The following is a 13,785-nucleotide window of genomic DNA, read 5'->3' as shown; positions in this document are numbered from 1 at the left end:
GTCTGGGTTGTTCATCAGTCGCCCGGCCGCGTGACACGTTCCCGCGGCGCCTCCGCGTGTTGGACGACGCGTATTCCGCGTACACCGGGCAGGATCGCGAGCGAGTATCCGGAGACCTCGACACGCACGCGCTCCGGCGTGCTGCCCCCGGTGTCGACGCGCAGGTCGCTCAGGAGGTCTCCGCCGAGGTTGCGTGCCGCCTCGGAGGCTCGGTCCGCAGCGTCGACCGAGCCTCCACCCTGGTAGAGCCGGCCCTGCTCGACGCCTTCGCGGGCGGCTGCCAGCGCCGCCTCTCGGGCGTACCACCACAGCGCGCCTTGGACCACCGCAAGGGTGAGCACCAAGACGGCCGGGATGAGAATGGCAAGCTCCAACGACACCGAACCACGATCGCCGCGGATCCGGCGAAGTCGGGCCCCGAGCCCGGTCAGGTGATGCTCGAAATCGCGTCGATCTTGATGTTGAGCAGTCGCACCACGGCCGCGCCCAACAGCACCACGACGGCGAGGATCACGGCCGCGAGAATCGCGTACTCCAAGCTGACCGAGCCCGCGTCCCCTCCCCGCGCCTTGACCCGGCGGTAGCGCTGGCGCGCGGACGCGGCCAGTGCGAGTGGCAGCGCGAGCGACGCGGTGGATCCCAGACGAGTCCTCGTCCTGTTCTTCGACACGTGTTCTCCTCATTGCTCGGTGGGTGGGTGGTCAGGAGGTCGTGACGATGCGGGCCATCGCCGGCAGCGCGATGAACAGGACCATCAGCAGGACCAGGACGGTGCCGGGCACCACCAGGCGCTCGGAGTCGGTGTTGGCGGAGTCCTTGTCGGTCGCCAAGAGTTCCGTGCGCAGGCTGGCCGCGCGTGAGCGCAACGTCCCGTAGACGGCGGCTCCTTCGGTGCCGGCCAGTTCGACGATGTCGGCGACGTCCGCCAGTTCGGGCAGCCCCAGATCCGCCGCGAGATCCTTGAGGCTGGCCCATGGTGGGACACCGCGCGCGCGAGCCCGCTCCAACGCGTCCTGGATGCGGGCGAACGCCCATCCGTCGCCCACCAGGGCGGCGCGTTCCAGCGCCTCCGAGGGGCCCGCGTCCCCGGCTCGTTCGAGAGCGACCAGGTCGAGGTAGGCGGTCGTCGCGTGTCGGAACTCGACGCGCGCGCCCGCCGCTCGCGTGCGCACCTCTTGGTTGGGTACCAGCCACAGGCCCACGGCCAGGAGGACGCTGAGCAGGAGCGGCAGTGTGAACGGCAGCGCGATGCCCAGGAGGCCGGCGGCGGCGGTGAGGATCATTGGCAGGAGAAAGCCCGCCGCGCCCGCGAAGAGTTTGCGTCGGATGTGCTCGGTCGGCGTCTGTCCGATCAGCGCCAGATCTCGTTCGGGGATCCGGACCGCGCGAATCTCGCGGACCAGGGCGACGAGACGCTCGGTGGGGGTCGCCCGTGCGGGAGGGGCGGTGGGCGTGGACAGGGCGCGGGCTCGCGGTTCGAGGCGCCGCAGGGCGGCGTGCAGGTCCGGGGGAGCCGGCCACACTTCGCGTGCCAGCAGCGCCAGTCCGACCCCCACTCCCGCTCCCGGCAGGAGAATCCAGGTCGTGATCACGTGGACGTCCCTTCCGTCGGCGCGGGACGGGGCGTGGCCATCGTGACCGCGCTGCGCGCGTCGGGGACGAGGAAGCGTGGGGTCGCCCGGTAGGAGGTGATCGAACGCATCCACATCAACACCCCGATGAAGCCGGCCGCGAGCACGGCGAGCGCGACCTGTCCCAGGAAGGTCCCGTAGGCGGAGCTGTAGTCGCGGTTGAGGCCCATGAGCGCGGCCATGGTCAGGATGATGTACGTGATCCACCGCACCGCGGCGCGCGACGACGCGCGGTCGGCTTCGATCCCCCGCCGCTGGCGCACCTCCTCGCGCACCGTGGAACTGAAGTCCTTGAGCGCCGTCGCCAGACCCGGGCCGCGGTCCTTGGCACGCAGGATCAGCGCCGCGGCGATCTTGTCCGACGTCGCGTCGGCGAACACATCCGCGAATGCGCGCAGCGCGTCGTCCGGTTGCCAGCGGGCCTGCAGGCGCGCCACGAGGTCGGCGACCTCCGGCTCGATCGCGGCCGGGCACGTGGCACGACTGGTGATGATCGCGGTCTCCAACCCCGCTCCCAGCTCGACCAGGTCCGCGAGCCGGCGGGTCCAATCCGCCAGCGCGTCCAGGCGGTCGATCCCGGTGAGGTCGCTGCGTGTGGGAGCCATCAACCACGGCCAGCCCAGGACGGCGAGGACGACCAGTGGCAGCGCCAGGACCCACCCCGTGAAGAACCACGCCGCCACTCCGACGACGGCCGCGACCCCACGTCGAACGCGCCGGGCGCGCCGCACCGCGTGGCTCACCGGTGGGCGCGTCCGACGGGCACGACCCGGCCGCTCGACGGGGACTCGTCCGCGAACACCGGCCACGACCCCGATCAGGCCCAGGGCCACGCCACCCGTGCACAGTCCCGCGACCAGTGCCTGCCCTGCCACGTCAGCTCACCACCCGGTGCAGCAATCGCAGGGGGCCCCATTGGGCGCCCTCGGTGAGCAGGCGTGGTTGCAGGCCCGCGAGTTCGAGGTCCTCAAGGTCGGTCGGGGTGGTGCGGAAGTGGGCTCGCGGGTCGTCGGGCGTCGGCCCGAAGACGACGTTGGTCGTCGGCCGGCCGTGCTCTCCCAACCCGGCCATCTGCATGACGTGGCTGACGAATCGGTGCCGCCTGCCGCCGCGATGTGTCTCGTCGACCAGCCGCACGAAGATCACGTAGTTGACGGCGTTGGCTCCGAGTCGGTAGGCGAGCTTGTCGGTCATGTGCGCGCCGTACTCAAGGCACAGCTCCGCGATGCGGTCCCAGATCATGTGGGGCTCGCGCACGTGGAGCGTGCACATGGAGCCGCCCTCGCCGTTGGTCATCACGCGCAGCATCGGGACGATCTCGCTGGAGCGGACCTCGCCCACGATCATCCGTGACAACGACATCCGCAACGCGGACGGGATCAGGTCCCCGATCGTGATCTCGCCTGCGGATCTTCCGGTCGCGTCCCGCTCACCGTTGCCCTCGCGAGCCTCGAACGGCACGACCTGCCGCAGGTGCCCCAGCTCGTGAAGGAACAACTCCAGCTCGGTCTCGAACGTGGCGACCCTCTCGTCCGCGGGGATCTCGTGCGACATCGCGCGCAACAGCGATGTCTTGCCCACACCCTGCGTACCGCAGATGATCACGTTCTTCTTGCCGCGGACGAGCGCGCCGAGGAACTCGGCCAGGACCCGATCCACCGTGCCCAGTTCGATCAGGTCGTCCAGGCGCACATCCCGCACGCGGTGCCGGCGGATGGTGACGTAGGTGCCCGGGGTCACCTCGGCCACCGCCTGCAGGCGCGATCCGTCCGGCAGGCGAAGCGCGAGCGTGGGCGACGACGTCGACAGGGTGCGTTCGCCGCCGCCGTGTCGGCGAGCCATCTCCCGGAGCAACTCGCGCAGTTCCTCGTCGCTCCCGGTCAGCGCGGGAACGCGCTCCCGCGGCTTGGACGCGTAGTCGACCCACACCTCGGTGTGCCCGTTGACGAGGATGTTCTCCACATCGGAATCCGCGAGATAGGGCTCCAACGGACCGGAGCGAAACAGCCAGTTCCAGACGGCCTCGACGTGCGCAGCGTCCTCGGCGGCAGTCGTGGAAACCCCCCGCTGGCGCGCGGTCACGTCGGCCCACTCGGCGACGACCTGGGTCACGACCGCGCGTCCGCGTTGTTCGCGGTCGGCGGCGCTCAGTCCCGGCTGTTCGCGTTCGCGGTCCAGCAGCCGGTCAGCGGCCTGCTTCCGCAGTGCTCGCACTGCGGCCAGGTCGACGACGAGCTGCGGCGCGTCACCGAGTCGCGCCGAGGCAGTCGCTGCGCCGGCGGCCGTCCACGCCGAGGCGGTCGGCGTCGGCTGTATTCGCGCTCGCGATCCCGTCTCAGGCCGATCGCTTTCGGGAGGCACCGGTCGGGAGTTGATGGGCGCCGCGTTACCCAACACGCGCGGCTCCTTCCTCGTGCTGTGCCCCGGGGTTCCTGGGCGCGGCAAGACGCACACGGCGCGTCCGGGCGTGGACGAGGATTTCGTCGGCCGCGCTTCGAACGGCGGACATCCACGGACCACGCATGAATCGCTTGTCCGCGTCCCCACAGCCGTCGGAGAGCACTTGGGCTGCCTTGACGTCGTAGGGCAGTACCGCCAGCACCGGCGCGCCGAGCGCGGCGGACACCTCGCTCGCCGGATAGGGGCCTTCGGCGATCACGGCCAGTCCCAACGCGTCCGCCCCGAGGCCGTGTTCGTCCAAGACCCGGCGCAGAGCGGCCACGCGGGTCCTGGCCGCGCTGATGGAGCGCAGGGTCGACCGCACCACCACCAGGACGACGTCGGCGCGTCGGGCCAGGACGCTGGAGCCGCCCAACGCTCCGTCGCGACCGAGGTCGACGACGACGTCGTGCGGGATCTCGCCGTGGTCGAGGGCCGCCAGCAGCGAAGCCAACGGTTCCCAGGCGTGCGTCAGGGACGGCGCCTGGTCCGGCGCCGCCAGCCCCGGCAACACCAGCCGCTCCTGGTCACCGTCGGAAAGGTCGATCAGCTGCCTGAAGAAGTAGTCGAGCAACTGCCCCTGGCGCTGCGCCAGGCCCAACTGGTGCAGGCCCCACTCGGCGGTGACGCGACCGCCGAGGGCGCCGGACAACACCGCGCCTCCGGAGGGATCGGCCTCGACCATCACCACTCTCCGACTCGTGGGCAAAGGCCAGGCCAGGCTCAGGCCGAGGCTGGTTGTCGTCGCCCCCGGAGCGCCGGTGCCGCCCACGACGGCCACCACAGTCATCGACCTACTCCCGGCTGCCGGGCCACGACGGCCAGCCGCTCGGTATAGGCCCGCGCCGCCAACAGGGCCCCGTCCTGCGTGGATACGGCGACCTCGACCACCGTCTTCCCCGACCGCTCGTCGCGTCGCCCCACCACGACGACGGTCGCCTCGATCTGCGAGGGCGTCACCGTCGGGGTGTCGCCACCCTTTTGCGGAGTGGAGACCAGCGCAATGTGCTGCCCGGGCGTGAGCGGGCGCACCGGCATCTGCTCCGCCGCCAAGGCGACGCCCACAGTCACCTGACCGGGCTGCAGGACCGCGCCGTCGGTCACCTGGTCCACCGTGATCAGCGTGTTCGGGCGCAGGTCGGTCGACGCCCGCTTGCCCACGATCTCGGACCGCCGACCGGACGGAACGGCACTGACGCCCTCGGTCGGCGTCCATCGCACCTCGCGCAGGTCGTCCGCGTCGATGGTGTCGCCGTTGGCGACCGCCTTAGCGAGCGCGAGTACCGGCTCCGAGCGATCCCCACGCGCGAACGCCGCCGCCCCACCGGTCGCGCACACCGCGATCAGCAGGACTGACAACACAATCAGCGCCGGCCTGCGTCGACGCGTTCGAAGCCCCTTCGGGGGCGTCAAAGCGGCTGCGCCTCCAGTGGGTTCGGCACGATCGTCGGTGCGTGGTCCCGTACGGCTTCTCGTCGCCAGCTTCAACCTGCGAACCCCTCATCGATCACCGGAAGTGGCATTTTCTAACAACTTGCGCGGCGTAGTTGGCACGCATCGTACAGTTTCGGTTACCTGCTCGCATTACTGAGGGTTTGAGCAGCCTCAATGGGTTGTAGACGGGCAGATAAGGGAGAAAAGGAAATGGCGTCGCAATCCTCGATCAATGGACGAATGAGGAATTCGGGCGCGCGCGCCGTGGCAGGTGTACTCGCCGTCCTCATGGCGTGCACTTGTCTGACCGCGTGTTCCGACGACGAGGACACGGAGTCTCAGAAGGCCCCGCCAGCCCCAGCGCCGCTGCCGACAACCGCTGCCTCGCCCTTGCCGGAATCGCGAGCCGAAGCCGATGTGCTGGTGGTTTACAACCGCGCACAGGGCTACTTCGAGAGCGTCCAGAAGAACGGGCGCGTGGGCGACGAGAACGTGACCGACACCATGACCAACAAGGCTCGTGGCCAGTGGGCTTCTTCCGGCCTGCAGTACCAACAACAGGGCATTCGCCTGGACGGCACCATCACGCGAAACCCGAAGGTCACAGCCATCGACCCGCACGGTGCCCCGCCGACGGCCACCGTCGTGGACTGCATCGACATCTCGGCAGCGAAGGTCGTCGACAGTAAGACCGGCATGCAGAAAAAGACGGCCAATGGCCAGGCGCTCCGCTATGTCCAGACGACGTCCCTCGTCCAAGACACGGGTCGCTGGCTGGTTTCCGACATAGTCCCGGAACGAGGCCGCACGTGCTGACGCACGCCATGGGCCGAATCGCCACGACGATCGTGTCCGCCACGCTGATCGCCCTCGCTTTGCCCTTGCCCGCCGCGCAGGCCGATACGAAGGATTGCGGTTGGCAGATCCTCTGCATCGAAGATGGCGACGGAGCCGACGACGGCGATCGCCCCGGATCCGCCGGCGGAAGCGGCCAGGGAAACGAAGGCGCAGTACCCGCCTGTGAGTTCAACGGCGCGGAGATCCCCTGCGAGCTGGGCGCCAGTGGGCTCTTCGACGCAGCCCTGGGCTGCTACCGCGCAGATGTCACCCCGCAGCCGCCCCCCGAGGACCCGCGATGGTGGGACGGCACCGCCCAGCGCACGGCGGCCGAAGGCGCGGTCTACGCGTTGAACTGCCTGGGAGGCGGCCCCGCCATTCAGCGCTTCCTGCCCATCCCGCTCGTCCAAGGCTTGAGCGCAGAAGAGCTGGCCCGACGCGCGATGTCCAAGATCCTCCTGTTGCCTCCCGTCATGCACCTCACACCCGGCCCCGGACGCGAGACCCTGGTCTCGCTCCCCGTGTGGCTGTGGACCTCGCCCACCCCCGAGACGTGGGGCCCCAACTCCCAGACCGAATCGGACCGGGGCCTGTCCGTGACCCTGACCGCGAAGGTCGATCGGATCGTCTGGGACATGGGTGACGGCAGCACCCGCGAATGCACCAGCCCAGGCGCGCCCTACTCCGCCGCTGCCGGAGCGAGCGCGAGTCCGGACTGCGGATACGCCTACCAACGCATCTCCGCCCGGATGCCCGGCGGTGCCTACACCGTCACCGCCACCACCCACTGGACCGCGACCTGGACCTCGACCACCGGCCGCAGCGGTAGCTTCGCCGACATCACACGCAGCGCCACCGTCGGCGACATCAGGGTCGGCGAACTCCAGGCCCTGAACAACTGAAGCCTAGGTACGGGACCGTCGGACGTCGACACCGCCGCAGCGGGACGTGCACCACGGCCACGAAGGCGTCCCGGGCAAGGCGGACTTGCCCGGGCTCTGCCCACCGTCGTGTCCGACTTCCTCGTCCGCTCCGGCCGCGAATCGGCTTTCATGCGGGCGAAGGTTTGGGCAAACATGAGCGTCCAACGTTCCGGTCATGCGAACGACGAGAGAACGACTGCGGTCGGGAGTCGTGGGACGACTCAACGATGAGTGGGACCGACTCGACGAACACAGCCGCACACACGAGGACATGGCCGGGTGGGCACGCGGGTTCCCGGTGCTCGGCGAATACTCCTCGCTGGGGGCACTGGAAGCCGGTATCAGCACGGCCTCGCGGCCTCGGCAGGACGAACTCCTGATCGCCCTCCTGGCCCTCAACAACCGCAGATCGGCATTGGCCGGGCGGGCATTGCTCCAGCAGATGCTTCCCTGCGCGGTGCGCCTGGCCGCGAACCGCGCCACGTCGGGGGAAGACTTCGACGACACCGTCGGGCTCGTGCTCGGGCATCTGTACGAGGCGATCGGCGCCTACCCCTACCGGCGCCGGACCAAGAGGGTCGCCGCGAACCTGAGCCTCGACACGCTGCACCGTGTCACCCACAGCGGCGAGGGCGGACACCCGGCCTCTCCCGCACCGGGCGCGCGGCCGTTGGCGGACCCGACCTCGGTGGACGCGTGGCTGGACACGGGTGCGGCATTGGAGCGCGCGGTCCGAGCAGGAGTGATCGAGGCAGCCGACGACGCCCTCTCCGACTGGCGCGAGGCGGATCCATATGGGCCACGAACCCCTCGCGAAGACCTCGTCGCCCTCTTGGTCCACGCGGTGGACGCGGAAGCCCTGAGCCGGGACGAAGCTCGCATGCTTGCCCAGGACTACCGCGAGACGCAGCTCTCCGGGCCGGAACTCGCGGCCACACGAGGCGTGTCGTACAGCGCCTTGCGTAAGCGCCACAGCAGGGCAGTGCGCCGCCTGCGGGCAACCCTGCACATGGCGCCGACCTCCTGCTGACGGCACGGCCGACGCCTGAGGCACACGTCGCGCCCGGCAGCCGCCCGAAGGCCCCGCTCCCCGCCGAAGTACCAAGCACAGGGCGCGATTCGGGTCACACAACCTCGGCCGGCCGAACTTACGATCATGGATTCACCGCTCGGGCGGCCCGTTCGGCCAATGCTGTCAAAAGCGGTCACCAATGGGTGGACTTGATCAAAACGTACTGCCATGGTGTTCGTCCGGCCACGCCCAGTAGCGGACGGCCGGACGACAGTGGGTGCGATCGCGTGCCGACCACAACAAGCCCGAGCCCCATCGCCTAGGTGCGCGGGGCGAGCGCGCAGGCGCCTGGGGTGGCAACCCCGGGCGCCGCGCCCGGACCTAGATCCGACATTCACTCAAAGCAGCTCCGGCCGACTTTTCGACGAGCACGCCGGGCCGCTCCACCAACTTGGGGATTCTCGCATGTCCGATACCTCCCGCACAGCCGGTACAAGCGATCCGTCCGACACCGGCTCACTCCCGCCCGAGCACGCCTCACGCCTGACCCGCTCGATCCACCTGCTCGTACCCGGTGCCGCCTGCATCCGGGCGCATCGCACCCCCAGTGGCCGCTACCTCGCCAGCGTCCTCGACGCCTGCGGTCACCCGATCTCCATGCCCCCGCAAGACACGACGGCCCTCGGCCGCTGGCTGGCGACAGGCTTCCCCTCGGCCGCGTGGGAGACCCCTCACGTCTACGACGTGGCCACCGGGACCCTGACTCCCGCGGAGACCGCGAGGGGATGCTGACGTGGCGCGCATCCGAACGATCAAGCCCGAGACCTTCACGTCCCTGTCACTGGCCCAGGTCTCCCTGACCGCCGAGCGGACCTTCGTCGGCCTGTGGACACAGGCCGACGACCACGGCAGGTTCACCGACGTCGCCGCGATCATCCACGGCGTCCTGTGGCCCCTACGTCCCGAACACCGGCCCGAGGACGTCGAGCACGACCTGCAGGAGCTCGTCGGCATCGGCGCCATCTGCCGCTACATGGGCTGCGACGGCCGGACATACCTGCACGTCGTCAACTGGTTTAAGCACCAGAAAATCGACAGGCCGTCGAAATCGCGGCTGCCGGTGTGCCCACACCACAACCCGACGACACGTTGCGAGCCCTGCGGGGGCGTCTGCGCCTCCACGCACGTCTCACGAGCCCTCGTCGAGCCCTCGTCGAGCCCTCGCACCGCCCACGGAACCCGCTCCCCGGCGCCCGCACGGGTGGACGAGGCGATACCGCCACCCGCCGCGCAACCGGGGACCACCCAGGGACTCGACACCGGCGTCGCCCCTGACGAGACCGACAACTTCGCAGGTCACACGCCTGTCGACAAGCCCTCGTCGAGCCCTCGTCGAGGAGTCGCGGAGGACTCGTCGCCTGGACCTAGGACCCTGGACCTAGGACCTAGGACCTGGGGGCGCACGGCGCCCGCACCCATCGACAACGACGACGCTCCCCGACCCCACCCCACCGACGCGGACCGCTCGCCGACCGCTCGGACCCTGCTCGACGAGTACGTCGACCGCTGCGAGAACCGCCCGCCGGACAAAGTCGTCGGTCACGCCGGCCGTGAAGTCGCCTCTCTGCTGCGGGAGGGCATCGACCCCGACCACGTCCGGGCCGCCCTGGAGCTGATGCGGACCAAGAGCCTGAACCCCTCGACCCTGGCGAGCCTGGTCAACGAGGTACTCAACCCTGCCAGCCGCACCACCACTGCCGGATACCAGCCCTGGCGGAACCCGTCGGACGACTCGGCCTACGAGGAGGCGCTGTGACCGAGACCCACCCCCGCGACCCGCACCACGCCCCGGAGGACCCCATGGCCGCCCGCGACGCCACCGCCTCGCCCCAGCCGCAGCAGCCGACCAACGTGCACGAGCTGCGTCTGCTGCGCTTGCTCGGCGGCTGGCCCGACACCTCGGCGACGCCGGCTCCGGTACAGGACCTGCGGAGCGAGGCGCTACGCGAGGCGATCGACCGCATACCGCTGCGCTTCCGCGACGCCCGCCCCGAGCACCCTTACCTCCACGAGTGGATCGACGCGGTCCTAGACCAGGCACTGCCCAGCGTGAGTGGCATGCGCCGGATCTCGACCGGGCCCTCGCTGCTGATGGTCGGCGGGACAGGCACCGGCAAGACGCACCAGGCGTACGGCGCGATCAGCACACTGATACAGAGCGGCTGCGGCATGCAGTGGACCGCAGCCAACGCTGCCGACCTGTACGCCCACCTGCGACCGCGCCACGGCCACGACTCCGAGGCCGCTTTCCTCCGGGTGATCCGCAGCCCCCTCCTGCTCGTCGACGACCTGGGCGCGGCCAAGCCCAGCGAGTGGACCGAGGACATCACGTACAGGCTCGTCAACCACCGCTACGAGCGGATGCTGCCGACGCTGGTGACCACCAACCTCGCCATCGCCGACCTGCGCGATCGCATGGGCGACCGGATCGCCTCGCGCCTGTCGGAGATGACCACCCGCGTGGTGCTCGCCGGCCGAGACCGACGCCGGTCCGGCGCCGCCTGAGCCGCCGTCAGGCAGCCCGCACCACACCCGCCTTCACGTCCCGCACAGCCTCGCCCACCCCTTGCCCGGGTGGACGGGGGAACGGAGCAACCCTCATGCAGACCATGACCTTCCCCAAGCTCGGCAAGATCTCCTGGCGCGACCGCGCGTCCTGCCGCCGGTCCGATCCCGAACTTTTCTTCCCCCGGGCCACGGACCAGCGCCGCATCCGGCAGGCCAAGGAGCTGTGCAGGCTTTGCCCCGTCCGGCAGGCATGCCTGGACTCCGCGCTGGTGTGCGAGGACGCCGACGGCATTCGAGGAGGTCTGACCGCCGACGAGCGCGGACCCCAGCACAAGGCCGTCGCCGATCGACGGGACCTCGGCCGGGTCAAGGCCGTGTTGAACGGGCTCGACACCCACCTCAACAAGCAGGAGCGCACCGTATTGACCAAGGTCGCCGGAGCCTGGGGCATCACCGCCGCCCGCCTGGCCTGGATCCTCAAGTGCACCGAGGACACCGCCGACTTCCACCTCTCGGAAGCGGCCAAGCACCGCAGCACCGACCGCGCCCTGGTGCGCGCCGTCGAGGAAGCCACCACCCCCGGCACCGCCGCCACCGGCCTCGGCGCCGCCGCATGACCCACCCGCACACCGCAGCACCCCAGGTGGGCATATGGGACCGGGCGGCAATCGCCACCCTCGGCGCCACCGGATTCGTCCTCAGCTACGACGCCCTGCGGCAGATGGCCCAGGCCGTCCACGTACGCGGCGCCCTGAGTCTCCTGTTCCCCGTCCTGATCGACGGCTTCATCGCGTACGGCATCCGCGCCCTGATCATCCTGCGCGGCGCCCCCTTCCTGGCCCGCGCGTACGCCTGGCTCCTCTTCGGCTCGGCCACCGCCGCGAGCATCTGGGCCAACGCCCTCCACGCGATCCGACTCAACCAGCAACGCACCCCCACCGGGCAGGGTCTGCGGTTGGGCGACTCCACCGTCGGTGTCCTCTCCACCCTCGCGCCCCTGGCCCTCGCCGGAGCCGTCCACCTGTACATCCTCATCGCCCGGACGCCCCACCCGCAGGCCCACCGACCGAACACCCGACCGCCGGCGGAGGCCGCCGGGGACGCCCGACCGGCCGCCACGACCGACGCTCTTACCCCGATCGGACCGTCCCAGGCGCAGCCCTCCGGGACAGCGGACGGGCACAGCCGGACACCCCTCCGGGACGACCGGACAACCAACCTGTCGCCCTCGCCGGTCAGCACACCGCGCTCCGCAGCCGACCCCGTCCACCGGGCCCCCGACCTGCGCGGACACCGCCGGCTCACCCCTTCCGGCGACCCGACCCCGACCCCACCGAGCCTCGCCGCTCCCGCACCGGTCGGCCCGATCCCCAAGGACAACCGACCGGATGGATCAGGTGACCAGGACCTGCTGGCCTTGGCACACGCGGCGGTCGACCAGGCCGGACGGGTCAGCCGGACGGTGGTGTCCGAGGCCATAAGGGGTCAAGGCCACCCACTGAGCAACGACCGGCTGACCGGCCTCATGCAACAACTCCGAGCCGACCGCAAGTAGGCCACCGACCGGGCGGGACACCCACCGCCCACGCCTCGCGGCGGGTGTCCCGATCGGTCGACCCGACCCCGGACACCCGCCGCCGACACCAACCCGACCCATCGGAGAGACACCATGCCCGGAGCCCCGGACACGATCACCCCCGCACGCTTCGCGGCTCGCTCGGCCCCCGCGCCCCTGCAATCCGACCGCCGAACCGACGGCCGAACCGTGCGACGCGCCGGCGAAGCCCACCCTGGCGTTCGTTGCAGTCCCGAAGGTCCGACCCGATTCGTGGTCGACATGCCGCCCGCCGCTCACCTTCGCACCCCCCAGGTCGCGGCGTGACGGGGTTCGACGAAGACCCGGCGGTAGGCGTTTGTGCAGGTCAAAAGCTCACCGGCGTTGCCGGAGCAAGTTGTCCCCAAAGCAATGCACCCGTTGGGAGCATTGCTTTGGGGAGCCCCGCCCCAGGGGTGGCGGGGCCCCTCCGCCGCCGGGGGGCGACGGAGGGGGAGGCTGCGACCGAGGGTGGATCGCAGACCGGGGACGAGCAACACCTGTGCCACGATGCCGACTGCGAGCACGCCCCCCAGTCCGAGCCACGCGTGCGTCATCGCCAGCACAAAGCCCCCCAGCACAAGCGAGCCCATCAAAAGAGCACCCGTCTCGACGACGAAGAACTCGCGCTGATCCATGCTGCCGCAACCGCCTGCGGCATGACGCCCGCCGGCTTCCTTGCCCATGCAGCCCTGGCCGCCGCCCGTGACCTGAACGTCACCGCCGCCGCGGTGGCCGGTGAACGCGAACTGGTCGCCGAGTTCTTCGCCGCCCGCCGCCACCTTGCCCAGATCGGCAACAACCTGAACCAGGTCGCCAAGGTCCTCAACTCGGGAGGACAGGTGCCTCACGCCGATGCGGTCCTGAGCGCGGTGGTCAAGGCGGTCACCCGGCTGGACGCGGTGACCGACCGCCTCCTCGACCACCGAGACGCCGAGTGATCCCCCGCATCCACAAACGCGGACCACGCACCATCGGCCTGCTCGCCTACCTCTACGGACCCGGAAAGGCCGAGGAACACGTCGACCCGCACATCGTCGCCTCCTTCGACGGCATGGCCCCCGACCCCGGCCGCGACCCCGGCGACTCGCTCAAGCCCCTCGAACGCGTCCTGGACCGACCGCTCCTCGCACTCCCAAAGGAGGAGCGGCCCAAGAACCACGTATGGCACTGCTCCGTGCGGGCGGCGGCCACCGACCGCATCCTGACCGATCAGGAGTGGGGCGACGTCGCCCGCCGCATGGTCGCGGCCACCGGCATCGACCCCGACGGCGACGACGCCGGATGCCGGTGGGTCGCCATCCGCCACGCCGACGACCACATCCACATCATCGCCAACCTCGTCCG

16 protein-coding genes and 1 pseudogene are annotated in these 13,785 nt (G+C 70.4%); 10 read left to right on the top strand and 7 right to left on the bottom strand.

Going from position 1 to position 13,785, the window contains the following annotated elements; translation table 11 throughout:
* Window positions 1-14: 14 nt before the first annotated feature.
* The 7 genes from GT354_RS04955 to GT354_RS04925 all read right to left on the bottom strand — a co-directional run bounded on the left by GT354_RS04955 (window position 15) and on the right by GT354_RS04925 (window position 5,432).
* A complete protein-coding gene (locus GT354_RS04955) occupies window positions 15-380 on the bottom strand; it encodes a TadE/TadG family type IV pilus assembly protein (RefSeq protein WP_161354937.1) in 366 nt (121 codons plus the stop codon).
* A gap of 47 nt (window positions 381-427) precedes the next feature.
* Window positions 428-670, bottom strand: a complete 243-nt coding sequence (locus GT354_RS04950; protein WP_161354936.1) for a hypothetical protein — start codon at window positions 668-670, stop codon at window positions 428-430.
* Between the two features lie 31 nt (window positions 671-701).
* Window positions 702-1,592, bottom strand: coding sequence for a type II secretion system F family protein (locus GT354_RS04945; RefSeq protein WP_161354935.1), 891 nt, complete (start codon window positions 1,590-1,592; stop codon window positions 702-704).
* Entirely contained in the window at window positions 1,589-2,506 is a 918-nt protein-coding gene (locus GT354_RS04940; protein ID WP_161354934.1) for a type II secretion system F family protein, read from the bottom strand. Before GT354_RS04940 ends, GT354_RS04945 begins: the two co-directional genes overlap by 4 nt.
* A gap of 1 nt (window position 2,507) precedes the next feature.
* Window positions 2,508-3,845, bottom strand: a complete 1,338-nt coding sequence (locus GT354_RS04935; protein ID WP_346011858.1) for an ATPase, T2SS/T4P/T4SS family — start codon at window positions 3,843-3,845, stop codon at window positions 2,508-2,510.
* A gap of 172 nt (window positions 3,846-4,017) precedes the next feature.
* Entirely contained in the window at window positions 4,018-4,860 is an 843-nt protein-coding gene (locus GT354_RS04930) for a hypothetical protein (protein ID WP_161354932.1), read from the bottom strand.
* The gene (locus GT354_RS04925) at window positions 4,857-5,432 is read right to left on the bottom strand and encodes an SAF domain-containing protein (RefSeq protein WP_161354931.1); all 576 of its coding nucleotides are present in this window, start codon (window positions 5,430-5,432) and stop codon (window positions 4,857-4,859) included. The genes GT354_RS04930 and GT354_RS04925 overlap by 4 nt, the downstream gene beginning before the upstream one ends.
* Window positions 5,433-5,714: 282 nt before the next feature.
* Here GT354_RS04925 and GT354_RS04920 point away from each other — a divergent pair, with 282 nt between their 5' ends.
* From GT354_RS04920 to GT354_RS04875, 10 genes and pseudogenes are all read left to right on the top strand, one after another.
* On the top strand, window positions 5,715-6,320 hold the full coding sequence (locus GT354_RS04920) for a hypothetical protein (protein WP_161354930.1): 606 nt from the start codon (window positions 5,715-5,717) through the stop codon (window positions 6,318-6,320).
* Window positions 6,314-7,243 (top strand): hypothetical protein, encoded by a 930-nt coding sequence (locus tag GT354_RS04915; protein ID WP_161354929.1) that lies wholly within the window; start codon window positions 6,314-6,316, stop codon window positions 7,241-7,243. The genes GT354_RS04920 and GT354_RS04915 overlap by 7 nt, the downstream gene beginning before the upstream one ends.
* Window positions 7,244-7,439: 196 nt before the next feature.
* Window positions 7,440-8,294 carry a hypothetical protein gene (locus tag GT354_RS04910; RefSeq protein ID WP_161354928.1) on the top strand — a complete coding sequence of 285 codons (855 nt, stop codon included), beginning with the start codon at window positions 7,440-7,442 and terminating at the stop codon, window positions 8,292-8,294.
* 447 nt (window positions 8,295-8,741) lie between these two features.
* Entirely contained in the window at window positions 8,742-9,068 is a 327-nt protein-coding gene (locus tag GT354_RS04905) for a hypothetical protein (protein ID WP_161354927.1), read from the top strand.
* A 1-nt stretch (window position 9,069) separates the two neighbouring features.
* On the top strand, window positions 9,070-10,092 hold the full coding sequence (locus GT354_RS04900) for a hypothetical protein (RefSeq protein WP_161354926.1): 1,023 nt from the start codon (window positions 9,070-9,072) through the stop codon (window positions 10,090-10,092).
* Window positions 10,089-10,841: an ATP-binding protein gene (locus tag GT354_RS04895; protein ID WP_346011856.1), complete on the top strand. Its 753-nt coding sequence runs from the start codon at window positions 10,089-10,091 to the stop codon at window positions 10,839-10,841. Before GT354_RS04900 ends, GT354_RS04895 begins: the two co-directional genes overlap by 4 nt.
* Window positions 10,842-10,936: 95 nt before the next feature.
* Complete coding sequence (locus GT354_RS04890; protein WP_161354925.1) at window positions 10,937-11,461, top strand: WhiB family transcriptional regulator; 525 nt, start codon at window positions 10,937-10,939, stop codon at window positions 11,459-11,461.
* Entirely contained in the window at window positions 11,458-12,399 is a 942-nt protein-coding gene (locus tag GT354_RS04885; RefSeq protein WP_161354924.1) for a DUF2637 domain-containing protein, read from the top strand. The genes GT354_RS04890 and GT354_RS04885 overlap by 4 nt, the downstream gene beginning before the upstream one ends.
* 587 nt (window positions 12,400-12,986) lie before the next feature.
* Complete coding sequence (mobC, locus tag GT354_RS53470) at window positions 12,987-13,379, top strand: plasmid mobilization relaxosome protein MobC (protein WP_346011855.1); 393 nt, start codon at window positions 12,987-12,989, stop codon at window positions 13,377-13,379.
* Window positions 13,376-13,785, top strand: a pseudogene (locus GT354_RS04875) (mobilization protein); the annotation flags it as partial. The gene mobC and the pseudogene GT354_RS04875, both read left to right, overlap by 4 nt.

Origin of the sequence: Streptomyces sp. SID3343 (assembly GCF_009865215.1) — a bacterium.
In the GTDB taxonomy this organism is placed as follows: Bacteria; Actinomycetota; Actinomycetes; order Streptomycetales; family Streptomycetaceae; genus Embleya.
Note: the sequence above shows the minus strand (reverse complement) of the source record. Positions and strands in the feature narration are given on the sequence as shown.